This window comes from Rhizobium sp. NFR12, from assembly GCF_900108545.1.
In the GTDB taxonomy this organism is placed as follows: Bacteria; Pseudomonadota; Alphaproteobacteria; order Rhizobiales; family Rhizobiaceae; genus Neorhizobium; species Neorhizobium soli.
In genome coordinates, this window is the sequence record NZ_FNWM01000002.1 from 1,160,416 (window position 1) to 1,187,379 (window position 26,964).

The following is a 26,964-nucleotide window of genomic DNA, read 5'->3' on the forward strand; positions in this document are numbered from 1 at the left end:
GTTGTCAACGAAGGTCACGCAGGCACCAGCTGTTTCGACTGCGCATGTTCGCGCCAGATGATGAACAGACCCGAGGCGACGATGATGAGGATGCCGAACCATTTCGATGCCGTCGGAAAGTCACCAAACAGCGCATAGCCAAGGACGGTCGCCGAAATGATCTCGAAATACTGGAAGGGCGCGAGCAGCGACAGGGGTGCCATCCTGAACGCCTTCACCACGAGGAGGTGCATGTATCCCGAGATCGAACCCAGGACGACCAGCAGCAGCAACCCGAGCGCGGAGGCGGGCAGGGACGGCTCGAAGTCGGTGACGCCGAAACCGCTTCCCGCTGTCATCGCAAGGCCCATGAAGACGGTGCCGCCGAGGCCGGCGATGGTTTGCATTACCAGCGGCGAATCACTCTCACCAATGGCGCGATTGAGAAACAGATAGAGCGTGAAGAGAAAGGCGCAAGCGACCGGCAGAAGCGCCGTCCAGCCGAATATCGAATAGCTCGGCTGGATCACGATCATCGCACCACCGAAACCGACCACGATGGCAAGCCAGCGCCGCCAGCCGACCCTTTCTCCGAGAAAGATGGCCGACATCATCGTCAGCATGAAGGGTTCAACGAAGTAGATCGCGAACACGTCGGCAAGCGGCATATATTTGACGGCGGCAAAAAACATCAGGCTTGCCGAAGCATGCAACGTGCCGCGCAACAGGTTCATCCACGGGCGATTCGCATGGATGAGCGACCGGGCGGAAAGCAGTGCCAGCGGCAGCAGGCTCAGGAACTGAAACAGGAACCGATAGAAGGTGACCTGTCCGGGCGACATGTGCTCGAAATTCGCCATGTATTTGGCGATGGCATCCATGACCGGCAGAATGGCCATGCACGAGGCCATGATCGCCATGCCCTTGAGCGGGTTTTCGGAAGTCTTTGGGGGCATTGGCCTGCGCTTTCAATTGAACCTGAGTTCAAACACAGGCTGACCTTGTCGGCAAGCCGCAGGTGCGGGCACATCAGCAACGCTTGGCGCTGCAAGCACCGGAAAGCATATCCGATGCTCAGATACAGAGGTCGCGGTATGTTAGGCCGCGAGTTCCGTGGTCTCACCGTGTTCGATCAGAAGGCGCGGGGAGGTCATGTCGCCGGTCTCTTCGTCCACCATTACCGAATAGGCAGCGACTCCGATGACGCGCACCGACATGGCCGTCGCGATCTTCTCGGCGGAGGCCGCGTTCGAGGCCTGGCGCATTTCACCGGGGACGACGTGGCCGCGGTTCTTCTTGAATTGGAGAACGATGAATTTTTCTGCGGTTGCCATGTTACGCTCCTGTGGTGTTCTGTTTATGTTCCATAAGGAGCAAGAAGTCAATTCGTTTGTGAAGATGTGAATTGGGTGACATGACGAGGCTTGAAACGTCGCTTGACGCCAGAAACGAAAAAACCCGGCCGAAGCCGGGTTCTTTTGGTGCGGTCGAGAAGACTCGAACTTCCACGGGTTGCCCCACAGCGACCTCAACGCTGCGCGTCTACCAATTCCGCCACGACCGCATCCGTGGTAGAGCCGAATTGCTCCGGCGAGCGAGCATGTAGCAAAAGGATTTGGGGTGCACAAGTGCGTCGTGACAGATTTTTGAAGGATTTAAACGGGTTGGGGATAACCTTATATAAAGTCCCGGAAAACAAGGCTCTTGCCGCCCTTGTTCGCTTTTGACAGAAGACTGACCATGCTGACACGCACCGATCTCAATCTCTCCATGCTGCCGCAAGCCGACTGTCCGCCCGTAAGATGGCGGGTTTCGGACGAACTCGTGCCTTACGACGAGGCGATCGCCACGATGGAGGCGGAGGTTGCAGCCATTGCCGACGGCCATGCCGACGAACTCGTCTGGCTGCTGGAGCATCCGCCGCTTTATACAGCGGGTACCAGCGCCCAGACCGCCGACCTCATCGAGCCGGATCGGTTTCCCGTATTTGCGACGGGTCGCGGCGGAGAATACACCTATCATGGCCCGGGCCAGCGCGTTGCCTACGTCATGCTGGACCTGAAGCGCCGGCGTCAGGACGTTCGAGCCTATGTGGCGGGCCTTGAGGAGCTGGTCATCCAGACGCTCGACATGATGAACGTTCGCGGCGAGCGGCGCGAGGATCGTGTTGGTGTCTGGGTAAAGCGGCCGGACAAGCCCGCCATGCTCGACGGGTCGGTCACCGAGGACAAAATCGCCGCACTGGGTATTCGCCTGCGCCGCTGGGTGAGCTTCCACGGCCTGTCGCTCAACGTCGAACCCGACCTGTCGCATTTCTCCGGCATCGTGCCCTGCGGGATATCGGGTTATGGGGTCACCAGCCTGGTGGATCTCGGCCTGCCGGTCATGATGACGGATGTCGATATCCGGCTTCGTGAGGCGTTCGAGCAGATCTTCGGCCCGACTGTGAACGAACGTGAACAGGTCACCTCACGGTGACCTGTGCAATCGTCTGATCGTTGGAAGCGACGGTCATAACGACCGGCGTGCAGGTCTCAGTCCTCGTCGGGCATACGTCCATCGACGCCGCCAGCGCGCAGGTTGTTGACGACGGATTTCACGCCGGAAATGCTTTTTACCTTGGCAGCGATGATGCGCACGGCAGATGCCTCGTCGACCAGGCCTTCGAGCGTGACCTCTCCGTCATCGACATGCACGTCGATGGCATCCATCATGGCGATATCGAGCGATTCGATCGCGTCCGTGATGCGCTCCTCAAGATCGTCTGATTCTTCGACCCCGATCGTTGCGGGCGTATCGCTGTCGACAAGCCGTTCCTGCTGCCCGTCGGCCTCGATGCCTTCGACCTGGTAGCCTTCGTTACGATCGCTTTCGAAGTTCGCAGCAGGCTCGCCATAGGCGGCGTTGCCGACCGGACGCGCACCGGCACCGGCTGCATCGTCATAAGGCCAGCCTTCGTCGATGTTGCGGTCGTCGTAATCGCGGAAATCTTCTTCGCGGGAAATATCGTCGGGCTTGCGGGTGGCGGGCATTGTGGTTCCTTCCGTAAGGTTCGTCAGTCGGTAGAGGGTTGCCTCGATAACCGTCAGGAACAGCCTTGGTTCCTCTACCGACCTTTTTCCCACTTGCGGACCAACCGGTCGCGTTTCAACCTCGATGGACGCTTCAGCCAGAAGACGCCGTCCAGCTGGTCGATCTCATGTTGCATGCAGACGGAGTAGAAGCCCGTGGCGTCCTCTTCTGCGTGCGTCCCGTCCAGGCGCTGATAGCGGAACCGGATCGTGGCGGCACGCTCGACCTCTTCGGTAGCACCTGGCATGGATACGCTTCCCTCGGTGTAGCGCATGGGCTGTTCACCGAACGAAAGGATTACCGGGTTGGCATAAAAGCGCGGACCGTCTCCCGCCGACAGTTCGAGCACGACAAGCCGGATGTGAGCCCCGACATGCGCGGCGGTGATTCCGACTCCCGGTGCAGCCCGCATGGTGGCGAGCAGATCCTGCGCGAACGTCTCGAGTGCTGCGTCGAACACGGTAATCGGCTGACACGGCTTTGACAGGCCAGGATCCGGATATCGCAATATCGTCAGGGGTGCCATTCGTTATCCTTCCTCGTCTCTCAAGCGTTCCCATTGGCATGGCGAGAAGCGTTTCGCCACAGATGTTTGACCATTGCGCACTGGACCATCCCGACCATTTGCTCTAGCTGGAATGAAGCGGCAAACGCGTTCGATCTAAGACGGTTATCTGGTTGTTGAAAATCAGTTTCTGCCGTTATCTTCAACCTGCGAGATGCGGATAGCGAGGGCGGCAATGAGCGATATCGGCGAAGAGACCCGCGGTCGCAGCAAGGCCAACGAACCGGCCCACGACATCTATACCGAAGAAGGTGCGGTTCGGCCCGATTTCCTCGCGAGGGTCGGGGCAGCAATCGCCGATCGCGATGTTCTCTATCTGCGCCAGCATGTAGCGCGCCTGCACGAATCCGAACTAGGCGACCTTCTCGAATCGATCATGCCCGACCAGCGCCGGGCGATGGTTCGGCTGCTCGGCACCGACTTCGACCTGACGGCTCTGACCGAGGTGGACGAGGCGATCCGTATGGAGATCGTCGAGCATATGTCCAACGCGCAGATCGCTGCGGGTATTGGCGGTCTCGATTCCGACGACGCGGTCTACATTCTCGAAGATCTCGACAAGGAGGATCGCGAAGAGATCCTCGCGCAGCTGCCGTTCACGGAACGGGTTCGCCTAAGGCGAGCACTCGACTATCCGGAAAGCTCGGCCGGTCGTCGCATGCAGACCGAATTCGTCGCCGTGCCGCCGTTCTGGACGGTTGGCCAGACGATCGACTACATGCGCGAGGATGAAGGCCTACCGGAAAGCTTTACGCAGGTCTTCGTCATCGACCCGACCTTCAAGCTGCTCGGCGTCATCTATCTCGACCGCATCCTGCGCACCAACAGGCAGGTGAAGATCGAGACAATCATGCGGGAGACGAACTACCCCATTCCCGCCGATATGGACCAGGAAGAGGCAGCACAGCTCTTCGAGCAATACGATCTTCTCTCGGCCGCTGTCGTCGATGAAAACGGCAGGCTGGTCGGCGTCCTGACGATCGACGACATCGTCGACGTGATGCAGGAAGAGGCCGAAGAAGACATCATGCGCCTCGGCGGCGTCGGCGATGAAGAACTGTCCGACACCGTGGTCGACATCTCGCGCTCTCGCGTGCCCTGGCTGCTCGTCAACCTCTTGACCGCATTTGTAGCGGCCTCCGTGATCTCGCTGTTCGAAGCCACGATCGAAGAAGTGGTCGCGCTGGCGATCCTGATGCCGATCGTCGCCGGCATGGGCGGCAATGCGGGGTCGCAGACGATGACGGTCACGGTGCGCGCCATCGCGACCCGCGATCTCGATATCCACAATGCCTGGCGCGTCGCGCGGCGTGAAATCTGCGTCGGCCTGATCAATGGCTGTCTGATCGGCACGCTGGTCGGGCTGGTGGCGGGCTTCTGGTTTCAGGATCCCAATATCGGCGGACTGATTGCGACGGCGATGCTCATCAACATGGTCGCGGCCGCCAGCGCCGGCCTGATGGTGCCGATTCTCCTCAACCGGGCAGGGGCGGATCCCGCCGTTTCCTCCGCGGTCTTTGTGACGGCAATCACGGACACGACCGGGTTCTTCTCGTTTCTGGGCCTCGCCACCTGGTGGTTCGCGATCGGGTAACGAGAGCAGCAAACATCCGAAAAATTGACTGTTACGTAAAAGTCAATTATTTGAGGCAGAAATGTCAGGATGTGGCCGTGAACAAATATTACAGCATCACCGAGTTGACCCGCGAGTTCGGCGTTTCCACGCGCACCTTGCGCTTCTATGAAGATGAGGGCCTGATCCATCCGGAGCGCCGCGGACGTACGCGTCTTTTCAGGGCTGCAGACCGCCGTCTGATCATGGAAATTCTCCGTGGACGTCGCATCGGCTTTTCCATCGCGGAGATTCGCGAGATCGTCCAGATCTACAAGGAGCCTCCAGGCGAAATGGGCCAGCTCAAGCTTCTGATGAAGAAGGTCGACGAGAAACGCGATGACCTTCGTCAGAAGCGCAAGGACATCGAGGAAACGCTGCTTGAACTCGACAATGTCGAGGAGGCCTGCCTCACCCGTCTCGCCGAAATCGGCGTCGGCACCTGAACTCTCAGGGAGGCGGCGAAGCGATGGCGCATTCCTGCGCGATCATCTGGATACGGTCGTCCTGTGGTGTGATCACGCCTGACTGCATGGGCGTCATGAGGTTCTGGGCAATCAGCCGATCGGCCGTGCAGGTGCAGAACGCGCGGCAGATGTTGGCGTCGGCACTCCCTATGCAGCCCCTCTCGCAGCTCAAGATGTAACCTTTGCGGACATCCGGCGGCGGAGCGGGATGGACCAGCGAGAAGAGATAGACGAGACCGATCAGGATCGGCTGATGCACGAGATAGATCAGCAGGCTGTGCTGACCGGCCTTTGAGAGTAGGTTCTGTCTTGTCTGGACCTTCGCAATGCGCGGCAGCACGTTGCGTGACATCAGGAACTTGGTTGCGGCGATACCAGCCAATAGAGCGGCAACCCAGGGAAACAACGGCACGTAATCGTTCGAACGGGGCGGAGCCTCGGCGAAGCCCATCCAGGCAAGCCAGCGCGTGTCGAACAGAGCCGAATCGAGAGTTCCCGGCATAGCGACGTAATCGACCAGCATCAGAACAGCGATCATCGCGGCGACCGCAGCCGTGAGCGCCGGAGGAAGCCGCAGGAACGCCAGGCCGATAAGGCTCGACAGGGCGATGTTATGCAGAATGCCGAAATAGATCCATTCGCCCGGGAAGGCGACGAATGTCGCGACGCTGATGGCAAGGGCTGCGCCGACAACGATGCCGAGCCGTTTCGCAAAGGACTGCCAGCGGATCTGCGGCGTATGTGCAAGGACCAGACTGACGCCGGCGAGAAACAGAAACGAACTGGCGATCAGTCGCGCATAGATCTTGAAGAAACCCTGCGTCGCTGTTCCCGGATCGAGATAGCCGAAGAATTCGAGATCCCAGGTGAAATGATAGGTCGCCATGGCGATCAGTGCCACGCCGCGCAGCGTATCGATCAAGACAATGCGCGGCACGCGGGGGGCATTGGGTTGGATCTCTGATGATGTCACGTTCGCATGTCCCGCTCTTGTTTGTCTTTGGTGTCGCTCACCGGGTCCATCAGCGCGAGACGGGCGTCGGAGAAATACTGGCGGCGTGTCAGAACGAAGACCACGATCGCGGTCATCGCCATGAACATGTAGGGCCCGGCGAACCAGCCCAGGTAGCCGATGGAAAGAAACAGCGCCCGAAGGCCGGCATTGAAGTGGCCGGCGGCGATCGTGTTCATCTGGATGACTTGATCTGCGGCGATCTCAGCTTTGGCACGATCAGCATTCGTGTCGTGCATCATCGGCAAGGCGCCGAACAGGATGGTGCAGTAGTTGAACAGACGGTAGGCCCAGCCGAATTTGAAGAAGGAATAGCCGAACAGCACCGTTAGACCGGCAACCTTGAGCTCGAACGCGGTGCGCCCGCCGTAATAGACAAAGGGCAGATTGCTGAACACGTCCTCCACCTTGTCGGTCGAGCCAAGCAGCGCAAAGCAGCCACCAATCGCGAAGATCGAGGTCGAGGCGAAAAAGGCCGTCCCGTTCTGCAGACCGGCCAGGATTTGCGTGTCGATCATCTTGAGATCGCGCCGAAGCGAGTTGTAGATCCAGTTCCGACGCCGCTCCGCCATGGCCCGGTTAAGGCTCAAGCGGGGGAAAAAGCGACTGCCAGACCCCGCTGTGAGCCAGGAATAAAGGGCCCAGAGGGCGAGAAACAGTGCCAGCGCGATATAGTCCGCAGTCGTCATGGGTCTCGCCACAAATCGTGTATGCCTCGTTTCGTCTTGCTTTGTTTCGGCTGTCCGGGCAAGAGGCGTGTGCCTGGTATAGGTTTTTGCAACACCTATCTGTAGAGCGTGTTTCTGTGATGCATGTCGCTCGTGTCCAAGCGGATGTCGGGTGATCGCCTGAGCCGAACTCAGGTTTGGCGTAGCCTCTGCCCAAACGAACGGTCCCGTGAACAATCATGTTTCTTTCAGTTTTCGACGTTTTCAAAATCGGTATCGGTCCTTCCAGCTCGCACACGATGGGGCCGATGTCGGCAGCCAATCGTTTTCTGGAGCTCCTCCTTTCCAATGACTGGCCACGCCCGACGGGTGCTGCCGTCGCGGCGCTGAAGGTCAGCCTCCACGGCTCGCTTGCCTTTACCGGCATTGGGCACGGAACGGGCAGGGCGGTTATCCTCGGTCTTGTCGGCGAAGAGCCGCACAGCGTGGATCCCGATCTGATGGACGCGATCATTGCAGACGTCGAACGTACCGGTCGCGTCACCCCGCCGGGCCACCCCAGCTACGAGTTCAAGCCGGCAACGGACCTGATCTTCGACAAGAAGCAGCCGCTGCCCGGCCATGCCAACGGCATGAGCTTTTCGGCGCTGGATCGGGACGGTCGACTGCTCGTGAAGCGCATCTACTATTCGATCGGCGGCGGGTTTGTCGTGACCGACACCGAACTGGAGGCGATGCGGGCGTCCAAGAAGACGGCAAGCGATGCGCGCGTGCCCTATCCATTCTCGTCCGCCAAACAGATGCTCGAAATGTCGCACGGTTCTGGCCTGACGATTGCCCAGATGAAACGCGCCAACGAGCTGACCAAGATGACCGAGGTCGAACTCGACGAAGGCGTCGACCGGATCTGGGACGCGATGAGGAATTGCATTGATCGCGGTCTGAAGGTCGACGGCATCATGCCGGGTGGCCTCAAGGTGAAGCGCCGTGCGCGGGCGATCCACGACCGCCTGAACGAGGAATGGCGCAGCAATCGGCTCAACCCGCTTCTCGCCAATGACTGGCTGTCTGTTTACGCGATGGCGGTCAACGAAGAGAATGCCGGTGGCGGCCGTGTCGTGACCGCGCCGACCAACGGTGCCGCCGGGGTCATTCCAGCCACGGTTCGCTATTATCTGCATTTTCACGACGACGCGACGCAGGAAGACATCCGTACCTTTCTTCTGACCGCGGCAGCGATCGGCGGCATCATCAAACACAATGCCTCGATTTCCGGTGCCGAAGTCGGTTGCCAGGGTGAAGTCGGGTCGGCTGCGGCGATGGCCGCTGCAGGTCTCGCCGCCGTTATGGGCGGTTCGCCGGAGCAGATCGAAAATGCTGCGGAGATCGCGCTCGAGCATCACCTCGGCATGACCTGCGATCCCATTGCAGGCCTCGTCCAGGTGCCGTGTATCGAGCGCAATGCGCTTGGCGCCGTAAAGGCCGTGACGGCGGCATCTCTGGCGCTGAAGGGTGACGGCAGCCATTTCGTGCCGCTCGACGCCTGTATTGAAACCATGCGCCAGACTGGCATGGACATGAGCGAGAAGTACAAGGAGACCTCGACCGGCGGGCTTGCCGTGAACGTGGTCGAGTGCTGAGAGCTTCCTGTGGGACGTTTTCCGTTTTGAAAGATCCGACTTGACCCGGCGCAGTCCTTGCGGCTTTGAACGGGCATGGCTCTACATCTGATCAAGCTCTGCGTCGGCGCCGACTCCATCCAGGACCTGAGAGACTGGGTGGCCGAGCGGTCTCTGACCGCCATTTCGGCTGGTCTCGAACCTCACAGCATCCACACGACGCGAATGATGCCGAAGCGCGTCGATGAGCTCGTCGATGGCGGGTCGCTCTACTGGGTGATCAAGGGTCAGGTCTCTGCGCGCCAGAAGCTTCTGGAGGTTCGCACAGTTAAGGGCGAGGATGGTATCGGCCGTTGCCAGCTGGTGCTCGGTCCCGAAGTCATCGAAACCGCGCCGATGCCGAAGCGGCCATTTCAGGGCTGGCGGTATCTCCTCGATAACGAGATCCCGAAGGACCTCGGCGGACTGGGAGATGATGTCACCCAGCTGCCAGAAGAGTTGCGGCGACACCTCGCCGAACTCGGTCTTCTCTAGCTATTCAGCCCAGTCTCAGTCAGCGAAGTCTCAAACGGACCGACGCGCGTCCGGCACGCAGCCCGACATGCAGATGGATCTGAGCCGGTGGCTGCGACTGGCGCCACGCACGGGCTCCATGGCTGAGCAGCAGGGTGACGAGATCCTTGGTCTTTTCCCGGGAACGCGAAGAGAGGTTCATTCCCGCCATTCCCATTCCCGCAAGCCGCATGGCCGCTTCGTGGAGCGGATTGAGCGCAATGCCGCGGGCCTTGGACTTCGTCGCGTTGGCGACGAAGCCGATACTGTTTTCATTCATTCCCATAGGAAACCCCGTTTACGCATTACTATCGAGATTTCACTGCGCCGGCGGATACAAAACACGGTGGCTGGCGCAGCTTTTTTCAGTGGTCGTCTGATGGGCCGATTACTGTATCGACGCCCAGCAGTTCACGCCTTTCTTCTTCAGGATATTGCAGGCATCGATCGCGGACTTCTGGTCGCCGAAGCCCCCAAAACGAGCGCGATAGACCTGGCCGCCATTGGTGCTGAAGGCGACTGTGAAGGGTTTGGCGGAACGCAATACCTTGCCGCCTTTATCCTGCGCATCCTGCAGGAGTTCGTTTGCCATCGAAGGATTGGGCGAGACGCCAATCTGGATGACCCAACCGGACACATCACCCTTGAGAGACACTTTGGGCGTATCGCGGGTGGAGGCCGTGGTGACCGAATCGATTGCCGCCATTTCGGTCCGCTCGCCGGCGCCACTGCGCTTCGGAACATATTCCGGGGCAGGGGTCGGGACAGCGCCAGAACCGAGCATTGCGGAGTTCATCGCTGCCGAAGCCGTTCGCTTCTGCGACGGTTCGCCGAGATAGGCAGTCGCAGCAGGTGCTGCCGTCTCGTCATAGCGAGCGCCGGGCATGGGGCCACTGTTAGGAAGGTCGAGAGCCGAAACCTGACGGGCGTCGGATACTGCAGCAGCGACACGCGGCTGGCTTGCGACGGGAAGCGATGGTGTCGGAACCGGAGCGGACGGAGCCTGCGAGATCAGGTTGCTCTGACCGCCGCGGGACGCTTTCGGAAGATATTCCGCAACAAGCTTGCGCATGGTCGCATCACGAGCGGCGCTGGAGCGGCCACCGAGCACGACTGCAACGATCGAGCGACCGTCGAGCTGTGCCGACGTTGCCAGATTGCTGCCGGCTGCGCGGGTATAACCGGTCTTGATACCGTCGACGCCGCGGACAGTTCCGACCAGGCGATTGTGGTTGCCGATCGTCTGCTTGCCGAAATTGAAAGTGCGGATGGAGAAGTAACCGTAATACTGCGGAAAATGCTGGCGAAGAGCGATGCCGAGGCGAGCCTGATCACGTGCCGTCGTCATCTGCGCCGTGTTGGGCAGGCCGTGTGCGTTCCGATACGTCGTACGCGTCATGCCGAGGGCACGTGCCTTGTTCGTCATCATCTGCGCAAAGCGGTCTTCGGATCCACCGACGAACTCGCCGAGAGCTGTCGCCATATCATTGGCCGACCGCGTAACGAGTGCACGGATCGCCTGATCGACATTGATGGCGCCGCCGGGGCGCACACCCAGTTTCGAAGGCGGCTCGGACGCAGCATGCGCAGAAACCGGAACCTTGGTGTCAAGCGTGATACGACCAGCCTCGAGCGCTTCGAAGGTCAGGTAAAGCGTCATCATCTTCGTGAGCGAAGCTGGATAGCGAAGACCATCCGGATCCTCGCCGTAAAGAACCTTTCCAGACTTGGCGTCGACGACGATCCCTGCATATTTCGGATCGGCATGCGCCGGACTGGCGAGGCTCGAAAAGGCCAAGATCACCGTAAAAAGACAACCGAGAAATTTTCCCGGCACTGCCACGCGTCCCTTGGGGAGGATTGTGGAAAACATGCTCTTCGACACTGCCGCACTCATCGCTTGCATGGTGGTTGTATTACGTCCGGGCTCAGCGCCCCCGATGGGCCCGTTGTCAGGCAATCTAGGGGAACAGCGTTACCAAGAGGTTTATGATGAACGTTTGGTTGCTTCGCAGAGGACCATTTTACCGATTGACCTGCGTTACCGGGTGCCCGGTCACGAGGCGGACTTGGACAAATGTCCGAACTCCGGCGTCAATCTTCTGCCAGTCGCGCAAAAGCACGCTCGAGAATCGATAAAGCACGGTCAGATCCTGCCCGACTCGGATATCGCGCTGGCAGTCGCCGCTGGTAGGGCGCTCTCCCGCCGATGGAAAAAGGCAACGCACGGCGTAGGGGGAGGCGGCACCAGGCTGTGCGCCCGTCAGAATCACCTCGTTCCCGTAACCGCTGTCCGCCCGGAGGCGATGCAGTGTCAGCCCATGCTCAGCCGGTTCGGCCGGGCCTTCGAAAAGTCCCTCGTAGATCGGCTGAAGCCGCCCCGACATGTCGCGCGACATGGTGCTCTGCGACATCTGTACGAAGATCAGAGATGCCGGCTGGGAGACGGTGTCGAATCGCGCCCGATTGGTGGCGCTGTAGCCCGTCATTTCCGGCCAGGTCAGATAGAGGTCCGCCCGTTCAGTTGCACCGCTCCGTCTCTGCTCTTTAAAACGGAGCGTGTTGGCGGAAAGCTGGATGGTATCCTGACCGATCACCAAGTCGAATGTCTCTGTGCTCTCGGAATGGCCACCCAGCATCATCCGCTCGCCGAGCCATCGGCCGCCAACGCTGATGGCGCTGGTCACTATGCCAAGCGCAACCACGATGCCGGTGATCTTGTACAGGGTTCGCCTGGATAGAAGCGGGCTGTCCGTTTCACTAAGGCTGTCGGGTTGCATGCGGCCGGGCTCTCGTCACTGGAGTGGCCGGCGGACCGAACGAGGGGTGCGACCGCGCCGGCAGCGATACCGCCATTGTTGCGGGTTTGTGGTTAATGGATCGTTAGTCATAGTCGCGCGACAGTGGTGAGCGCCATAAACGGAAACGCCGGCAGGATACCTCCTCGGAGGCCCTGCCAGCGTTCTGAATGATGACATGGTCGATCGTTCGTCGGGGTAATCTTGTCTTACTGGCTGACGCTGCCGACTGCGGTTGCCCGGCCGTCCTGGAGTTTGACCCAACGCGCCGGATCATCGGTCGCCTGGCGCTTCAGGTATGTGTATTCCGTATCGGTCCAGATCATGACCTTGTTGCGCATGTTGTCGAGGACGAAGTCGCCGCGATCGGTGCGGACGGTCAGGACTGCATGACCTTCGCCATTCGGCTGCAGCACGACCGTGATCAGCAGGTTGGAAGGCGAAATGCCCTGCTGCGTCAGCATCTTCCGCTTCAGGAGCACGAAGTCCTCGCAGTCGCCGACGGTCCGCGGGTATGCCCAGCGCTCTTCGACGCCGTAGATTTCCTGGTCGGTCATCGGTGTGATCGAGGTGTTGACCGTGTAGTTGACGTCGAGGATCGTGCGCCAGGTGTCTTCGGTGAGTGCCACGGGGCCGGCGTCCTTGTAGGATGCCACGCATTCGCTCGTGTAGGTCTTGCAGAATTCGTAATGACCGATCGGCGGGTTTGCCTTGCCGATAACGCGCATGGCGCCGGATGGCATCGCAAAGGACTGGACGGTCATGGAGCCGATCATTGCAGCGGCGGCGATTGCGAATGCGAGAGCTTTACGGCAGTTCATTTTTCTTGTCTCCCCGTTGTGGGGAAACAATGCCTCAGACCCTTTGATCGACCGCAAAATACCGCAGTAAAATCAGATGCTTATTCTAATCAACTTTGGCGAAAATACGCGTCGAATTCGACGTGCTTTTTCATAAAATACGCACTGCTTTTTCGGCGAATTTGCATAAAATGCCAGATAAATTTGACCTATCCGCGCCTATCTCCCTGATACGGCATCGCTTTGATGAAACGTGACATCACCGAAAGGTGAGCGAAGTCTTGGATCTGCCTGTGCCTGTTGCTTTGCTTCGCCGCGTTCCGGGAAAAAATCGCGACCAAAACAGCCCGTTTTGCCGCCTAAAACTGCGAAAAAAAATCCCGAAAAGGCACAAAATAATTCTGGCGACGTGTTTTTTCGGGATTTTGGTGTGTCGGACCAGCAGTCCAGCGCCGCTGACGATGGCGATGATCTTAAGAATTCACGCCGGAGCAGACACAGCACAACTCAGCTGCCGGCAGGCGGGTTAGAAAATGGATATGATGAGGCTTACAGGAACTCGGTCAGCGCTTCGCGGGACTGGACCGAGTGAAACTCGATCGCGACGCCTTCCATGAAGTGACGCACCACACGTCCGCGCATGTTTCCGAGGCGAAGCGGGGTCCCGATTGACGGACGGGTCTCGATGTCGACAGCCGCACCGGAAAGCGAAAGGTCAAGCAGCCGGCACGGATAGCGGCGCCCGTCGTCGAGAGTAATCTCCGAACGGGTGTTGCGCGGGGTGAGACGATCGTGGCGACGGTCCTCCGGCAGCCCGAGTTCATGCTTGTTGGCGATCCAGGTCAACTGTGCGGCAAGTTTTTCGCGCTTGCGGTCGGTCGCGTTGATCATCATCAGGAAGCCGCCGCCGGCAACACTGAGAACTGTCCCTTCAAGGCGGCCGACGTGATCGAGATAGGCGATGACCCGCTCGTTGGTCCGTGGACGACCGGCACACTGGAAGCTGACGTCCCCGGGGGACATCTCGATCGCGGTGCAGGCATATTCCTCATGGTCGGCCAGCATCAAGCGGCCGCCGATGTTCACGGAGACGCGTTGGAATGAGCGCTGCGCTGCAGTTGCTTGCGAAACGGATGCCTGAGACGAGGTGCCGGAAAACATGGATGAGCGCTTTTTCAGCTAGAGTCCTAGCCTACATTAGCGACAGGGCGTTAATATATGGTTCCCGAAGCCGTCATTGTGGGAAGAAGCTCGCCGGCAGGAAGCGGCGCAGAAGTCCTGACTGGACCAACTGCGGCTGGTCATGCCCGCAGACGGACAACCCGCCGGTTTCATCGCTTTCGACAAAGCCCCAATCTTGAAGATGCAGCCCACTTGCCGGTCTTGCCGCCACCGGGAAAGGGCCGTCGGCAGGCAGAAGTGCTCCGAGTACCCGGTCGCTCCCGGTTTCGGAAGAGCGAAGCGGCATCATCAGCATTTCGCATTCGATTGACGTGCCGGCTACGTTCAGGACTACGTCGGCAATCGCGGGTTTCTCATGGACGAGGATCTGCATGACGACCTCCTGGGCGCGATCGTTTTCTTCGAGATCCCAGATCGTGCGGAACGGCATTCCGCGAAACTCGCCACCGAACAACTCGCATAACCGCGTTCCCGCAAGCCGAAACGTCAATTGGTCGTCTGCCTCGTTTGCGACGATGAAGAGATGAGGCAGAAATCTGCGCAGGGCGACCGGATCGATCTCGTTGCGCATGGGAGGCAACCGCCCGTCGCACAGACCTGTCCAGTATTCGAAGATTTCCGTCGTAGCCGGATTTTGCATTCGCTTTCCCGTGATCCATTTCGAGACGCTTCATCCCGTGCTGAACCGCTTTCTAAGGCACAACACGAGGGTCAGCCTTAACGCTGCGAAAACCATGCCAGAGCGGTGAGCCTAGACGAAAGAATGTCGATCCCAGCGACTAAGTGCTTGTATCCGGTGCTATCTGCAGCTTTTCTTCAGGCGGGTCGTCCTGTAAGCCTGACGCTTCAACAGGGAAGGAATTGTGATGAGCGACAGGCAAGACCTGCCGGGTGCCGCGAACGATACGGACAGGGATGCGGACGCCATCGACGACCAGTCGTCGCAGCCAGTTTTCAATCTTCCCCGAAGTCTGGTGATCACGGTCCTGTTCCTGGCCGTCGTCTATCTAGTCGATGCTTACTTGCTCGACGAGGAGGCGCAGATCTCGGTGCTGATGTGGTTCGCCTTCACGCCCGTACGCTACGTCGTTCCGTTTGCGGAGCAGAATTTCGAATGGCTGTGGACGCCTGTCACCTATTCCTTCCTGCATGGCGGTATCGAGCATATCGGCTTTAACGCACTCTGGCTGGTTGCCTTTGGAGCGCCGGTCGTGCGCCGCATCGGAACTCTCCGCTACGTGCTGTTCTGGATTTTCTCGGCAGCGGCGGCAGCTTTCTTCCATGCCGGCCTGCATTGGGGCGACCAGACGCTGCTCGTCGGCGCTTCAGGCGTCGTCTCAGGCTTGATGGGCGCCGCGTGCCGGTTCGCGTTCCCGGACGGCCGCGGATACGACCGCAGTTTCGGCCATCTCCATCCACGTCAGTCCATACTCGGCTCTTTCCGGAACCGGACAGTGGTGATTTTCACGGCGATGTGGTTCTTCGGAAACGTGCTCGTCGCCATCGGCCTGCCGCTGATCGGATCCGATGTCGGAGAGATCGCCTGGGATGCTCACATCGGTGGCTTTCTCTTCGGCTTTTTGTTTTTCGGCCTGTTCGACAGGATTGCCGCCGATGACCACCCATTGGCGCCCGCTTGATCTCCAGTTGCTGTCGTCTTAAACTTCGCGTCGAGGGACTGTGCCGCAAATGTCTTTGAGGGGAGACGTTTCGGTTCGAATGGTTTTGGAGGAGCGAGCCATGTCGACGACCGTAAAGAGCATGCTGGATTCGAAGGGCCGTAACGTCGTGACCGTCAGCCCGGACGAGACGTTGCGCCAGATCGCGGGCATATTGAACGACAGAAACATCGGTGCCGTGATCATTGCCGGGATGGAGGGGCGTATTGCCGGCATTTTCACCGAGAGAGACCTCGTCCACTGCATCGCCACCAAAGGCGTCGATGCGCTGGAGCAGCCGGTCAAGGCCGTCATGACAACCTCCGTGCAACGCTGTCGGGAGGATCAGACGGCAGACGAGGTGATGGGCATGATGACGGCGGGACGGTTCCGCCATGTCCCGGTAGAAGCCGACGGCAAGCTCTCCGGCATCATTTCGATCGGCGACGTCGTGAAATCGCGGCTGCGCGAAGTGGAGATCGAAGCCGAACAGATGAAGGCCTATATCGCCGGGTAAGTTGGCAGCAAATGTGGCACGTTCGCCCGCATCTTAGCGGGCGAAAACTTCCTGCATGCGCTGAAGCGCCACGATCTGCGACATGGTGGCCTCATAGCCCCGGTCGATCGCCTCGCCGGCGCGGTGGAATTCGGACAGACCGATATCGTTGAGGCGCGGATGCAGCGCCAGATCAGGCGGATCGCCGGCCAGTCTCGCCCGCGATATGCGCTCCTGGATGATGTTGAACGCCTGCACCATTGTGCCGGTGACACCGACGCGGGGGTCGTCCTGATGGCGCGAACGCTCGTGATCGTCCGGCGCATCGGCTGCAGTGTGTTTGACAACCGCGGACCGGCCGAAGACATCGTAGTTGAGGTTCACGGCCACGACCAGCGGCTGCTCGTAGGCGCGGCAGACGGAGGTCGGGACCGGATTGACCAGCGCGCCATCGACCAGCGTGCGGCCGCTGCATTTCACAGGTTCGAAAATCCCCGGCAGCGCGTAGGACGCCCGAAGGGCGCGGATCAGAGAGCCGGCCGAAATCCACACTTCGTGCCCGGTATGAAGTTCCGTCGCGACTGCGACGAAGGGGCGGTCGAGATCCTCGATGGAGATGCCCTGCAGGTGTTCCTGCATTCGCTTCGTTAACCGCATGCCACCGATCAGGCCGCCGCCACCGATGGTGAGGTCGAGAAGCGCCGCGATCCGCCGCATGGTCAGCGATCGGGCAAAGCTTTCGAGTTCGTCGAGCTTGCCGGCGAGATAACAGCCTCCGACCAGCGCGCCGATTGACGTGCCGGCAATCATCCCGACTTCGATGCCGGCTTCGTCAAGCGCGCGCAACACGCCGATATGCGCCCATCCGCGGGCCGCGCCGCCACCAAGTGCTAGAGACAGCTTTGCCTTGCGTGGCTGCTCAATGACAATGGGAGGAGGGGACGTCTGGAGCCGATTTGTGACAGCGTCTGCTGGCGCGGCCTGCCGCTCGTTGCGACTCCAACTCCAATTCATCATCGCCATCACCTCTCAGCTGCACACAGCCACGTACACCAATTAACGCATCGTTTGGTTGCCAATTCGTTATTCAGGTGGGGATGGTATGAAAGCGGTGCAGACGCCTACCGCTTCCCCGTCTCATCATGACCAGAATACACATGTTCTGGATCAAAGTGACGCTGTTGATCCTGTATTTCAAGGACAGCGCCACCGTCACTTTTCTTTACCGCACGATAGAAACAGGAGCGTCGCCCGGTGTGGCAAGCGGCGTCATGGCCGGACATCGAGACCTTGAGCCAGACGGCGTCCTGATCGCAATCGGTCCTGACCTCATGCACAGTCTGCAGATTGCCGGAGGTCTCGCCCTTCTTCCAGAGTTTCGCTCTCGACCGGCTGTAGTAGTGAGCGACGCCCGTCTCGATCGTCAGCGCGAGCGCCTCGGCGTTCATATGCGCCACCATGAGCAATTCGCCATCGCGAATGTCGGTCACGACAGCGGTCACAAGACCGTCGGAATCGAAACGGGGCGTAAAGGCGCCGTCACCCTCGAGCTCGGCCTTATCCGACGAAGGCGCTTGAAAAGTCATTGTCATTTCGGCGCTCAGCGGTTGCGGGCCATGGTAAAGAAACGCGCCTGCTCGGCCGCGTCGGTCTTGAACGCACCGGTAAACCGGGTCGTCAGCGTCTGAGATCCCTGCTTCTCCACACCGCGCATTTCCATGCACATGTGTTCCGCCTCGATCAGGACGGCCACACCGCGCGGCTTCAATGTCGTGTCGATCGCGCTGGCGATCTGTGCCGTCAAATTTTCCTGTGTCTGGAGGCGACGACCGTAGATCTCGATCACACGCGCGATCTTGGACAGCCCCAGAACCCGGCCCTGCGGAAGATAGGCAACGGTCGCCTTGCCTTTGATCGGCAGCATGTGGTGCTCGCAATGGGAGAAGAATGGTATATCGCGAACGAGAACCATATCGTCATAACCCGAGACCTCCTCGAAGGTCCGGCCGAGAACCTCTTCGGCCGACAGATCATAGCCCGAAAAGAGCTCGCGATAGGCTTTTGCAACGCGCTTCGGCGTATCGAGCAAACCTTCGCGCTCCGGATCGTCGCCGGACCACTGGAGCAAGACGCGCACGGCGTCCTCAGCTTCCTGCTGGGTCGGACGAGGCTGTTTCTGGCTGGAGGCCGGAAAATTCTTCAAAATAGCATCCATCTTGTGTCCCTCGATGCGGGCCAGGGCCACATCCGATCTCACTATGGTAAAAAAGCTGATCGCCATGGATCACGCCGGAATACCAGTTTCCTGACTTTTCGTCTGCGCGTTCCGAATTTTCAAGGCATACCATCGCCGTTTTCGCGCGTTTCTCGAAAACGTGTTTCCTTGATAATTCCCGTCGCGGACAACATATAGGGGCCTAATCCAGATTGTGGTAGGTCATCCCGGTAGACGGTGCGTTCGATCGGTCGAGCGGATGTCGAGGACGATGACGTGAGCGAGCGACATGGACGAGATCTATAACCAGAAAATTCTTGAGTTTGCGGGGAACATTGGCCGCGCGGGTGCAATGGACGATGCGGATGCGACGTCCGAAAAGCACTCCAAGCTCTGTGGTTCAAAAGTTCGTGTTTACCTGAAAGTCAGTGACGGCGTGGTGAGCGACTTCTCTCACGAGGTGAGGGCCTGCGCCCTTGGTCAGGCGTCGTCGTCGATCATGGCACGGCATATCGTCGGCGCGCCGGTCGACGAACTGCGCCAGGCGAGGGTCGACATGCTGTCGATGCTGAAAGAGGGCGGCGAAGGCCCGGTCGGCCGCTTCGAAGACATGCGCTACCTGAAGCCTGTGAAGGATTACAAGGCCCGGCATCCGTCTACCATGCTGACGTTCGATGCGGTCGTTGACGCGCTCGATCAGATCGACGTCCGCGACCGGGCCGACAAAGCGACCGCCTGATGTGCGGCTCGCCGGATTGTGACCACGACACGAAACGCGGCGGGCCCTATCGATCGCGCAACTGGCAGGGCCCGTTCAAAAAGACGCCCGGACGCCTCGCCGGTATGGGACTGATCCGGTTCTATCAGCTCACTCTTTCCGGCTTTGTCGGAAACGGCTGCCGCCATATTCCGACCTGTTCCGAGTATGGCTACGAGGCGATCGCCCGACACGGGCTCTGGCCCGGTCTCTGGATGACACTGTACCGAGTCGCGCGCTGCGGTCCTGGTGGCTCCGGCGGACTGGACCCGGTTCCGGACCTGCAGAGGCAACGCCAGGTCTGGTGGATGCCCTGGCGCTACTGGCGTCATGGATAAGCGTGACACCAGCCCAGCTATCTCAAAAGGCGTCAGTCCTTGCAGCTCGCCAGAGCTCGGAAGCTAAAGGCTTTCCGACCATCCGTTCGCGGGTTCCAAACCTTTACTAACGGCCCGAAACACACTATCACCGCGCCCGTTGCCGGCCGGTCGATCTGGCCATTTTACCACCACCCGCATTCGTTGGCGGGACTGGACAGGAGATAGAACATGTCCCAGGTTTCCCTCACATTTCCCGATGGCTCCGTCCGCACGTATGATGCCGGCACGACCGGCCGTGACGTTGCCGAGTCCATTTCCAAGTCGCTTGCCAAAAAGTCTGTCGCGATCGCGATCGACGGGACCGTGCGCGATCTCTCCGACCCCGTCGTCGACGGTCAGATCGAGATCGTTACCCGTACGGACCCCAGGGCACTCGAACTGATCCGCCACGATGCAGCGCACGTGATGGCAGAAGCCGTCCAGGAGCTCTGGCCCGGCACGCAGGTGACCATCGGTCCCGTCATCGAGAACGGCTTCTATTACGACTTTGCCAAGGCCGAGCCCTTCACCCCGGACGACCTGCCGAAGATCGAAAAGCGGATGAAGGAAATCATCCAGCGCAACAAGCCCTTCACCAAGGAAGTCTGGCCGCGCAACAAGGCGCGCGAGGTTTTTGCAGCCAAGGGCGAGGCCTACAAGGTCGAGCTGGTCGATGCCATTCCCGAAGACCAGGATCTGAAGATCTATTATCAGGGCGACTGGTTCGACCTGTGCCGCGGACCGCATATGGCGTCCACGGGCCAGATCGGCACGGCTTTCAAGCTAATGAAGGTGGCTGGCGCCTATTGGCGCGGCGACAGCAACAACGTCATGCTGACGCGCATCTACGGCACGGCCTTTGCAGAGCAGGAGCAGCTCGACAACTACCTGCATATCCTGGCCGAAGCCGAAAAGCGTGACCATCGCAAGCTCGGTCGCGAAATGGACCTGTTCCATTTCCAGGAAGAGGGCCCCGGCGTCGTCTTCTGGCACGGCAAGGGCTGGCGCATGTTCCAGACCCTGACTTCCTACATGCGCCGCCGTCTGGCCGGCACCTACGAAGAGGTCAACGCACCGCAGGTTCTCGACGCGTCTCTCTGGGAAACGTCAGGTCACTGGGGCTGGTATCAGGAAAACATGTTCGCGGTGAAATCCGCTTACGCGTTCACGCATCCGAAGGACGAGGGAGCGGACAATCGCGTCTTCGCATTGAAGCCGATGAACTGCCCCGGCCACGTCCAGATCTTCAAGCACGGTCTGAAGTCCTATCGCGAACTGCCTATCAGGCTTGCCGAATTCGGTCTCGTTCACCGCTACGAAGCGTCAGGTGCGCTTCACGGTCTGATGCGCGTGCGCGGCTTTACGCAGGACGACGCACACGTGTTCTGCACGGACGAGCAGATGGCGGCCGAGTGCCTGCGCATCAACGACCTCATCCTCTCCGTCTACGAGGATTTCGGCTTCGAGGAAGTGGTCGTGAAGCTCTCCACGCGTCCGGAAAAGCGCGTCGGCACCGATGATCTCTGGGATCGCGCCGAAAGCGTCATGACGGACGTTCTGAAAACCATTGAAGAACAGTCCGGCGGTCGCATCAAGACCGGCATTCTTCCGGGCGAGGGCGCCTTCTATGGCCCCAAGTTCGAATACACGCTGAAGGACGCGATCGGTCGCGAATGGCAGTGCGGCACGACTCAGGTCGACTTCAACCTGCCGGAGCGCTTCGGCGCCTTCTACATCGATGCCAACTCGGAAAAGCAGCAGCCGGTGATGATCCACCGTGCCATCTGCGGCTCGATGGAACGGTTCCTCGGCATTCTGATCGAGAACTTCGCAGGCCACATGCCGCTGTGGTTTGCACCGACCCAGGTCGTTGTCGCGACCATCACTTCGGACGCAGACGACTACGGTCGGGAAGTTGCCGAACAGTTGCGCGATGCCGGCCTGCAGGTCGAGACCGACTTCCGCAACGAGAAGATCAACTACAAGGTCCGCGAGCATTCGGTGACCAAGGTTCCGGTCATTATCGTCTGCGGCAAGAAGGAAGCCGAGGAGAACTCGGTCAACATCCGTCGTCTCGGCTCGCAGGCGCAAACGTCGATGACGCTTGAAGAGGCGATTCGGTCGCTTGCGGAAGAAGCGACGCCGCCGGACCTTCGCCGCCGCGCAGCACTGAGAAAGCGCCCGGCCTGATCAAGACCAGCGCCCGCGGGCCATGTCCGCGGGTGCTGTCAAAAAACTGCAATCGTTTTGTAATATTGCCTTCCCATCGGATGCGCCTTTCCGTTGGGAGACTGATTTGCGGTTCAGAGAACTGTCCTACGCCAATGACAGGGATCCGCGCTTCAAGCGCTGGTTCATCCGGTCTATCGAAGGGCTCTCGGGACGCGATCGTTTCGCCCGGCTGTATGATATCTGGCGCACCGACATCGTCGGCAAGAGCGACCGCGTCTTCGGCAAGATGCTCGATATCATCGACGTGGGTCTCGAGATCGAAGGCGCATGGCCTCCCGAAGAACAGCTGCAGTCTCCACTGGTCATCGTTGCAAACCATCCGTTCGGCATCGGAGACGGAATTGCCGTGCTGGCACTTGCCGAACAGCTCGGCCGACCTTTCCGCGTGCTGATCCACAACGATCTCCTGAAGGTTCCTGAGATGGAACCCTATTCGCTGCCCGTATCCTTCGAGGAGACGAAGGAGGCGCTGGTGCTGAACATGCACACGCGGAACGAAGCGATACGGCTGCTGAAAGACGGCACGACCATCATTATCTTTCCAGCCGGCGGTGTCGCAACCGCGAAGAAGGGCTTCGGCATTGCCGACGACCTGCCGTGGAAGATCTTCGCCGCAAAACTCATTCAGGCTACCAGGGCCAACGTGGTTCCGGTCTATTTCGAGGGGCAGAATGGTCGGCTCTTTCATCTGGCCAGCCGGATCTCGATGACATTCAGGCTGTCGCTTCTCATCCGCGAGTTTAAACGCCTGTCTGGAACGTCGATCACGGCACGGGTGGGCAGGGTGATGAGCTGGGACGATATGGCTGGGACCACAGACCGCAAGGAGTTGCTCGGTCTGCTCCACAGTGCCGTCTTCTCCATGCGACCCGTCAGACGTCAGCGGTTTCTCAAGAAGGCCAGTTGACCCAGAAAGCCGATGTCAGTCGGGCACGACGGCAGCGGTCGTGGCATCTGACGGGTTGGCATTGCGCATCAGAACCTCGACATCCACGTTGTTACCAGCCGTCACCTTGAATTCGCGCTGATAGATCTTGTCCTTGTTGCGGGCAACGGCGAGATAGTCGCCCTCGGCCAGCACCATGGAGGGCAGGGCGCTGACGCTTTCGTTGACCACGTCGCCCGCAGCCGTCAGCACCGACCAGGCCGTGTCGGCGATGGCTTCGCCACCCGGCTGAGACACGAGCTTCAGCGACACCTCCGCGGCCTTGTGCTGCAAAACAGCCTGCGTCAGCTTGCCCGCTTCCACCTGGATGTCAGCACGCACGACGGCGTTGATGTCACCGTACTCAGAAACCACGTGATAGGTCCCTGTCGCAAGCCGCACGATGGTGTTGGGCTTCACCTCCGACATCACGAGGGCCCGATCGCCGTTTTCGCGGACTTCGGCCGCATAGACGGAGAAGCTCAGCTGTGCCGGTGGGATAGTCTGGTCCGCTCCGGCAACCGCGTTCAGGATGAACCCGCCGGCATCAAGGACGAGGGTCTGTTTCTGGAAGTCGCCTTCAGAAGGTACAGTTACTTTTTTCGTGACGCCGGCGCGGCCGAACGCGACATTCACGAAATAATCACCCGGCGCCAGCTGGAAAGCGGCGGATCCGCCGTCGGAGCTTGCAACAAGCGGAAGCTTGCCGTCCACACCGGCAATCGGGCTGAACACGCGCCAGGCAAGACCTTCCTGCATCACGTCGCTGTCAGCCGTCAGCTTGGCATCAAACCGCACATCCTTCGCGATCGAGCCGGCGCTTTCGCCCGGTGTGGCCGAGAAGGCGTTCAGCTTGGCCATCTTCCCCGTGCTGTCGAGCTGGCGGAAGCTTCGGAACGCATCGCTTTGCGCGAAACCCAAGTCGGCAGCGGTCAACAGCAGCAGGCCTGCAGCAGCGATACGGGTAACGAACGATAGGCCTGGCATCAGGATATGACCCGTTGACTCTTGTTTTGCGAGAAGCCACTTGAAGACGAACGTCCGGGCATTTTCAAGGCCTACCTCTATATCACGTATCGATCGGAAGCTTTCGACATGGAAAACAACCTGAAGCTCAGCGATTACCTGCAAGAGCGCCACTCGACGCCCGTTGCCCAGATCACAGGCCCGGGCCCATCGCAAGAAGAGCTCGAATCGATCTTGAGCATGTCGGTCCGCGTTCCCGATCATGGCAAAATCGCGCCTTGGCGCCTTGTCGTCTATCGGGGTGACGTTTGCACGAAGCTCGGCGAAACCTTCCTTGAACTCGCGCTCGCCGGTAACCCGGAGATGAATGAACCGGCCAAACAGGCTGAACTGACGCGTTTCACACGTGCACCGCTTGTCGTTGCCGTTGTCAGCACCGCGCAGCCCCATGTCAAAATCCCTGAATGGGAGCAGGTCCTGTCGGCTGGCGCTGTCTGCCTCAACATGCTGATGGCTGCAAATGCACATGGCTATGTTGCCAACTGGCGTACCGAGTGGGTGTGCTACGACGAGCGAGCCCTCGACGCTCTTGGCATGAGCCCGGGCGAAAAGGTCGCGGGTTTCATTCATATCGGCTCGAGCGATTTCGCGACGCCGGACCGGCCGCGGCCGGCTCTTGCCGACGTTGTCACCTACGCAGGTTGAACGCATGTTTTATCGCACCGACACGAACGCCCACGGCATGCGCCATGATCCCTTCAAGGCCATCGTGGCGCCGCGGCCGATCGGCTGGATCGGTACCAAAGGACGCGACGGTTCGCTGAACCTGTCGCCCTATTCTTTCTTCAACATCGTGTCCGATAACCCAAAGATCGTGATGTTCTCCTCGGCGGGACGCAAGCACAGTCTGAAGAATGCGTCGGACACGGGTTTTTTCACGGCAAGCATGGCCAGCCGCCATGTTTCCGAACAGGTCAACGCTTCCTCGGCTCCGGTAGATTACGGGGTGAATGAGTTCGACCTGGCTGGCCTCACCGCCAGAATGGGAGAGGTCGTCGACGCGCCCTACGTTGCGGAGGCCTATTCCGCGCTGGAATGCCGTCTTACCGAAGTGATCCAGCCGAAGGATCTCAAGGGCGAGCTCACCGACGCCTACATGGTGTTTGGTGAGGTGGTCGGAATCCATATCTCCGAAGACATCATCCGGGATGGCCGAATCGACATGCAGCTTGCCCGACCGGTCGGCCGCATGGGCTACCGTGACTATTCCGATGCCGGCGAGGGCGTGTTCGAACTGGTCCGTCCGACGTGAGATTCCATACTCTCGGCCTAGTTCAGGCTACGCGTGAGGTGCGCCGCGCCGGGTGTGGAACATGGTGAACCAATCTTAAACTTTTTGTCTCTACCGTGGCACCAGGCTGTTCCAGACGGAGCAGCAGCGTTGTGTTTCCGGGGCAGGTCGTGATCGTACAGGCATTTCTTCGTTGGGCTGAGACGGCAAGAACTGGGGACCGTTCCCGCGCAGCGGATGCCCTTGGTCGAGCATATCTCCACGCGGCGATGGGGGCAGAAGAGCGCAAGGCTGCCGGATTGGCGATCACTTACCTTCTCGATGACCCTTCGCCGCGCGTACGTCTCGCATTGGCAGAATCGATCGCCGATTCGCCTCAGGCTCCTCGTGCAATCATCCTCGCGCTTGCGGAAGATCAGGTCGAGATCGCCTGTACGGTGATTGCCCGCTCGCCCGTGATCAGCGACTCGGATCTTGTCGACCTGATCGGCCGAGGCGATGGAATGACCCGGCGTCTGATCGCCTCGCGGCCAAATCTTTCCCGCGGCGCCTGTGCAGCACTTGCAGAAATCGGCGACGAGCCGGAAATTCTACTTCTGCTCGAAAGTGGCACTGCGTTGATCACAGGCATATCCCTGCGCCGGATCGCCGAGCGGCATGGACAGCGCCACGACATTCGCAACCTTCTGCTCGAGCGCGAAGACCTTCCTTCAGAAGCGCGCCACATGCTCGTTAGCCATATCGCGGACACGCTTCTCAACTGCGGTCTGGTCCGCTCGACGCTTGCTCGCGGCCGTATCGAATATGTGGGCCGCGAGGCCGACGAAGCGGCAACCGTCGCAATTGCAGGAACGACGTCCCAGCAGGAAGTGCCGGCACTCGTCGAGCATCTCCGGGCATCGGGACGCCTCACACCGTCTTTCCTGATCCACGCCCTCTGCCTTGGCAAGGCTGACCTCGTTGCAGAGGCGGTATCGACCCTTTCCGGGCTCGGAGAGCGTCGCGTGAGGCCTATCCTGGCAACAGGCCGCCTTCATGCCGTTCGCGCCCTTTTTGAAGCCTGTGGTCTGACAAGGGAGATTGCCGCCGTCTTCGTCGAGGCTGTCCTGCTCTGGCGCGACGCGTCGGCGGGTCGTTCCACCGCTGATGTCTGCGGTCGTCTGATCGAGAGGTTTTCAGGGGCTGCAGGGCAGCATCCGGCAGTCTCGGATATGATCCAGATGATCGAGAGACGGCATCGTCTGGAGATGCGGTTCGCCGCACGGGCCTATGCGAGCGAGTTAGCGCTTGCTGCCTGAGCTTAGCGGTCGAAACGCTTGGCAACCCACGAATAACCGCCTTCGACAAGCCTTACGGGCGTCGTCACGAGCGTCTTGACGCCTTCGGTCGTTGGCAAAACGTTGCGAACCCGCTGGATCGCACGGCTGGCCAGACCTTCCTTCTGCTTCTCGCTTACGTCGCTGTTTGGCTCCGGAGCCGCCGCTATCGGCTCGGACGCTTGATCCCGCACGGGAGGGGGTTGCGACTGTGTTGCTGTCTCGATCGCATCGTCCGGATTCTGGCAGACGGCGATGATTACCGGATAAGGCTGATTGGCATAGGACGGTAGCCTGTCTTCGGAAACGGCGTCGCACATTGCGACCGTCGGCCATCTCTGGTCGACCGTCGAGATGTAGCGGCAGTCCGTGGCCGAATCGTTGCAGCCCAAAATAGTCATGACGATGAGCGCGGAATTCATG

General features: G+C 59.9%; 31 protein-coding genes and 1 tRNA gene. 14 read left to right on the forward strand and 18 right to left on the reverse strand.

All coding sequences use genetic code 11. The annotated features are described in order from the left end of the window. Nucleotides 1-14 precede the first annotated feature (14 nt). The 3 genes from BLW69_RS13005 to BLW69_RS13015 all read right to left on the reverse strand — a co-directional run bounded on the left by BLW69_RS13005 (nucleotide 15) and on the right by BLW69_RS13015 (nucleotide 1,543). Nucleotides 15-935 (reverse strand): DMT family transporter, encoded by a 921-nt coding sequence (locus BLW69_RS13005; RefSeq protein ID WP_092662306.1) that lies wholly within the window; start codon nucleotides 933-935, stop codon nucleotides 15-17. Between the two features lie 141 nt (nucleotides 936-1,076). Next, a complete protein-coding gene (locus BLW69_RS13010) occupies nucleotides 1,077-1,313 on the reverse strand; it encodes a hypothetical protein (RefSeq protein ID WP_062580664.1) in 237 nt (78 codons plus the stop codon). 145 nt (nucleotides 1,314-1,458) lie between these two features. Then, nucleotides 1,459-1,543, reverse strand: a tRNA-Leu gene (locus BLW69_RS13015). A 176-nt stretch (nucleotides 1,544-1,719) separates the two neighbouring features. Here BLW69_RS13015 and lipB point away from each other — a divergent pair. Continuing rightward, nucleotides 1,720-2,457 carry a lipoyl(octanoyl) transferase LipB gene (gene lipB, locus BLW69_RS13020; protein ID WP_092662575.1) on the forward strand — a complete coding sequence of 246 codons (738 nt, stop codon included), beginning with the start codon at nucleotides 1,720-1,722 and terminating at the stop codon, nucleotides 2,455-2,457. 56 nt (nucleotides 2,458-2,513) lie between these two features. Here lipB and BLW69_RS13025 read toward each other — a convergent pair whose 3' ends face one another. Together BLW69_RS13025 and BLW69_RS13030 are read right to left on the reverse strand one after the other, a co-directional pair. Next, complete coding sequence (locus tag BLW69_RS13025; RefSeq protein WP_092662308.1) at nucleotides 2,514-3,011, reverse strand: BON domain-containing protein; 498 nt, start codon at nucleotides 3,009-3,011, stop codon at nucleotides 2,514-2,516. Between the two features lie 74 nt (nucleotides 3,012-3,085). Beyond that, a complete protein-coding gene (locus BLW69_RS13030) occupies nucleotides 3,086-3,577 on the reverse strand; it encodes a peptide deformylase (protein ID WP_092662310.1) in 492 nt (163 codons plus the stop codon). Nucleotides 3,578-3,791: 214 nt separating this feature from the next. Between BLW69_RS13030 and mgtE the strand changes: the two genes are divergently transcribed. Then, nucleotides 3,792-5,210: a magnesium transporter gene (mgtE, locus tag BLW69_RS13035; RefSeq protein WP_092662312.1), complete on the forward strand. Its 1,419-nt coding sequence runs from the start codon at nucleotides 3,792-3,794 to the stop codon at nucleotides 5,208-5,210. 77 nt (nucleotides 5,211-5,287) lie between these two features. Then, nucleotides 5,288-5,674, forward strand: coding sequence for a MerR family transcriptional regulator (locus BLW69_RS13040; protein WP_092662576.1), 387 nt, complete (start codon nucleotides 5,288-5,290; stop codon nucleotides 5,672-5,674). 4 nt (nucleotides 5,675-5,678) lie between these two features. On the opposite strand, the gene BLW69_RS13045 is transcribed toward BLW69_RS13040, so the two are convergent. Both BLW69_RS13045 and BLW69_RS13050 read right to left on the reverse strand, forming a co-directional pair. Further along, nucleotides 5,679-6,668, reverse strand: coding sequence for an acetyltransferase domain-containing protein (locus BLW69_RS13045; RefSeq protein WP_092662314.1), 990 nt, complete (start codon nucleotides 6,666-6,668; stop codon nucleotides 5,679-5,681). Continuing rightward, on the reverse strand, nucleotides 6,665-7,396 hold the full coding sequence (locus BLW69_RS13050) for a DUF599 domain-containing protein (protein WP_062457000.1): 732 nt from the start codon (nucleotides 7,394-7,396) through the stop codon (nucleotides 6,665-6,667). The genes BLW69_RS13045 and BLW69_RS13050 overlap by 4 nt, the downstream gene beginning before the upstream one ends. 218 nt (nucleotides 7,397-7,614) lie before the next feature. Here BLW69_RS13050 and BLW69_RS13055 point away from each other — a divergent pair, with 218 nt between their 5' ends. Both BLW69_RS13055 and BLW69_RS13060 read left to right on the forward strand, forming a co-directional pair. Beyond that, nucleotides 7,615-9,015 (forward strand): L-serine ammonia-lyase, encoded by a 1,401-nt coding sequence (locus tag BLW69_RS13055; RefSeq protein ID WP_092662316.1) that lies wholly within the window; start codon nucleotides 7,615-7,617, stop codon nucleotides 9,013-9,015. A gap of 75 nt (nucleotides 9,016-9,090) precedes the next feature. Next, nucleotides 9,091-9,528 (forward strand): DUF1489 family protein, encoded by a 438-nt coding sequence (locus BLW69_RS13060; protein WP_092662318.1) that lies wholly within the window; start codon nucleotides 9,091-9,093, stop codon nucleotides 9,526-9,528. Nucleotides 9,529-9,547: 19 nt separating this feature from the next. Here the strand turns inward: BLW69_RS13060 and BLW69_RS13065 are convergent, their stop codons facing one another. The 6 genes from BLW69_RS13065 to BLW69_RS13090 all read right to left on the reverse strand — a co-directional run bounded on the left by BLW69_RS13065 (nucleotide 9,548) and on the right by BLW69_RS13090 (nucleotide 14,966). Then, complete coding sequence (locus BLW69_RS13065) at nucleotides 9,548-9,832, reverse strand: hypothetical protein (protein WP_062456991.1); 285 nt, start codon at nucleotides 9,830-9,832, stop codon at nucleotides 9,548-9,550. Between the two features lie 102 nt (nucleotides 9,833-9,934). Beyond that, nucleotides 9,935-11,452 (reverse strand): D-alanyl-D-alanine carboxypeptidase, encoded by a 1,518-nt coding sequence (locus tag BLW69_RS13070; RefSeq protein WP_062456988.1) that lies wholly within the window; start codon nucleotides 11,450-11,452, stop codon nucleotides 9,935-9,937. Between the two features lie 118 nt (nucleotides 11,453-11,570). Further along, complete coding sequence (locus BLW69_RS13075; protein ID WP_092662320.1) at nucleotides 11,571-12,326, reverse strand: hypothetical protein; 756 nt, start codon at nucleotides 12,324-12,326, stop codon at nucleotides 11,571-11,573. Nucleotides 12,327-12,553: 227 nt separating this feature from the next. Beyond that, on the reverse strand, nucleotides 12,554-13,120 hold the full coding sequence (locus BLW69_RS13080; protein ID WP_092662577.1) for a transglutaminase-like cysteine peptidase: 567 nt from the start codon (nucleotides 13,118-13,120) through the stop codon (nucleotides 12,554-12,556). A 573-nt stretch (nucleotides 13,121-13,693) separates the two neighbouring features. Continuing rightward, nucleotides 13,694-14,305, reverse strand: coding sequence for a PilZ domain-containing protein (locus BLW69_RS13085; protein ID WP_062456977.1), 612 nt, complete (start codon nucleotides 14,303-14,305; stop codon nucleotides 13,694-13,696). 73 nt (nucleotides 14,306-14,378) lie between these two features. Further along, nucleotides 14,379-14,966 carry a PAS domain-containing protein gene (locus tag BLW69_RS13090; protein ID WP_092662322.1) on the reverse strand — a complete coding sequence of 196 codons (588 nt, stop codon included), beginning with the start codon at nucleotides 14,964-14,966 and terminating at the stop codon, nucleotides 14,379-14,381. A gap of 226 nt (nucleotides 14,967-15,192) precedes the next feature. Between BLW69_RS13090 and BLW69_RS13095 the strand changes: the two genes are divergently transcribed. After that, nucleotides 15,193-15,966 (forward strand): rhomboid family intramembrane serine protease, encoded by a 774-nt coding sequence (locus tag BLW69_RS13095; protein WP_092662324.1) that lies wholly within the window; start codon nucleotides 15,193-15,195, stop codon nucleotides 15,964-15,966. A gap of 100 nt (nucleotides 15,967-16,066) precedes the next feature. Continuing rightward, entirely contained in the window at nucleotides 16,067-16,501 is a 435-nt protein-coding gene (locus BLW69_RS13100; RefSeq protein WP_062456971.1) for a CBS domain-containing protein, read from the forward strand. Between the two features lie 33 nt (nucleotides 16,502-16,534). Here BLW69_RS13100 and BLW69_RS13105 read toward each other — a convergent pair whose 3' ends face one another. The 3 genes from BLW69_RS13105 to folE form a co-directional block, all read right to left on the reverse strand. Further along, complete coding sequence (locus BLW69_RS13105) at nucleotides 16,535-17,497, reverse strand: patatin-like phospholipase family protein (protein WP_062458055.1); 963 nt, start codon at nucleotides 17,495-17,497, stop codon at nucleotides 16,535-16,537. 104 nt (nucleotides 17,498-17,601) lie between these two features. Continuing rightward, on the reverse strand, nucleotides 17,602-18,072 hold the full coding sequence (hisI, locus tag BLW69_RS13110) for a phosphoribosyl-AMP cyclohydrolase (RefSeq protein WP_092662326.1): 471 nt from the start codon (nucleotides 18,070-18,072) through the stop codon (nucleotides 17,602-17,604). Between the two features lie 8 nt (nucleotides 18,073-18,080). Continuing rightward, the gene (gene folE / locus BLW69_RS13115; RefSeq protein ID WP_062458053.1) at nucleotides 18,081-18,695 is read right to left on the reverse strand and encodes a GTP cyclohydrolase I FolE; all 615 of its coding nucleotides are present in this window, start codon (nucleotides 18,693-18,695) and stop codon (nucleotides 18,081-18,083) included. A 289-nt stretch (nucleotides 18,696-18,984) separates the two neighbouring features. Here folE and BLW69_RS13120 point away from each other — a divergent pair, with 289 nt between their 5' ends. The 4 genes from BLW69_RS13120 (at nucleotide 18,985) to BLW69_RS13135 (ending at nucleotide 22,950) form a co-directional block, all read left to right on the forward strand. After that, nucleotides 18,985-19,434 (forward strand): iron-sulfur cluster assembly scaffold protein, encoded by a 450-nt coding sequence (locus tag BLW69_RS13120; protein WP_062456964.1) that lies wholly within the window; start codon nucleotides 18,985-18,987, stop codon nucleotides 19,432-19,434. After that, nucleotides 19,434-19,790 carry a membrane protein insertion efficiency factor YidD gene (yidD, locus tag BLW69_RS13125; RefSeq protein ID WP_092662328.1) on the forward strand — a complete coding sequence of 119 codons (357 nt, stop codon included), beginning with the start codon at nucleotides 19,434-19,436 and terminating at the stop codon, nucleotides 19,788-19,790. The genes BLW69_RS13120 and yidD overlap by 1 nt, the downstream gene beginning before the upstream one ends. A gap of 210 nt (nucleotides 19,791-20,000) precedes the next feature. Continuing rightward, nucleotides 20,001-22,001: a threonine--tRNA ligase gene (gene thrS / locus BLW69_RS13130; protein WP_092662330.1), complete on the forward strand. Its 2,001-nt coding sequence runs from the start codon at nucleotides 20,001-20,003 to the stop codon at nucleotides 21,999-22,001. Between the two features lie 106 nt (nucleotides 22,002-22,107). Next, nucleotides 22,108-22,950, forward strand: coding sequence for a lysophospholipid acyltransferase family protein (locus BLW69_RS13135; RefSeq protein WP_062580687.1), 843 nt, complete (start codon nucleotides 22,108-22,110; stop codon nucleotides 22,948-22,950). A gap of 15 nt (nucleotides 22,951-22,965) precedes the next feature. On the opposite strand, the gene BLW69_RS13140 is transcribed toward BLW69_RS13135, so the two are convergent. Further along, nucleotides 22,966-23,955, reverse strand: a complete 990-nt coding sequence (locus BLW69_RS13140) for a hypothetical protein (RefSeq protein ID WP_175487267.1) — start codon at nucleotides 23,953-23,955, stop codon at nucleotides 22,966-22,968. Nucleotides 23,956-24,063: 108 nt separating this feature from the next. Between BLW69_RS13140 and BLW69_RS13145 the strand changes: the two genes are divergently transcribed. The 3 genes from BLW69_RS13145 to BLW69_RS13155 all read left to right on the forward strand — a co-directional run bounded on the left by BLW69_RS13145 (nucleotide 24,064) and on the right by BLW69_RS13155 (nucleotide 26,523). Continuing rightward, a complete protein-coding gene (locus tag BLW69_RS13145; RefSeq protein ID WP_092662579.1) occupies nucleotides 24,064-24,639 on the forward strand; it encodes a nitroreductase family protein in 576 nt (191 codons plus the stop codon). Between the two features lie 4 nt (nucleotides 24,640-24,643). Further along, on the forward strand, nucleotides 24,644-25,246 hold the full coding sequence (locus BLW69_RS13150; RefSeq protein WP_092662332.1) for a flavin reductase family protein: 603 nt from the start codon (nucleotides 24,644-24,646) through the stop codon (nucleotides 25,244-25,246). A 149-nt stretch (nucleotides 25,247-25,395) separates the two neighbouring features. Beyond that, on the forward strand, nucleotides 25,396-26,523 hold the full coding sequence (locus BLW69_RS13155) for a DUF2336 domain-containing protein (RefSeq protein ID WP_092662581.1): 1,128 nt from the start codon (nucleotides 25,396-25,398) through the stop codon (nucleotides 26,521-26,523). Nucleotides 26,524-26,525: 2 nt separating this feature from the next. On the opposite strand, the gene BLW69_RS13160 is transcribed toward BLW69_RS13155, so the two are convergent. Beyond that, nucleotides 26,526-26,963: a hypothetical protein gene (locus BLW69_RS13160; RefSeq protein WP_092662334.1), complete on the reverse strand. Its 438-nt coding sequence runs from the start codon at nucleotides 26,961-26,963 to the stop codon at nucleotides 26,526-26,528. Between the last annotated feature and the right edge of the window lies 1 nt (nucleotide 26,964).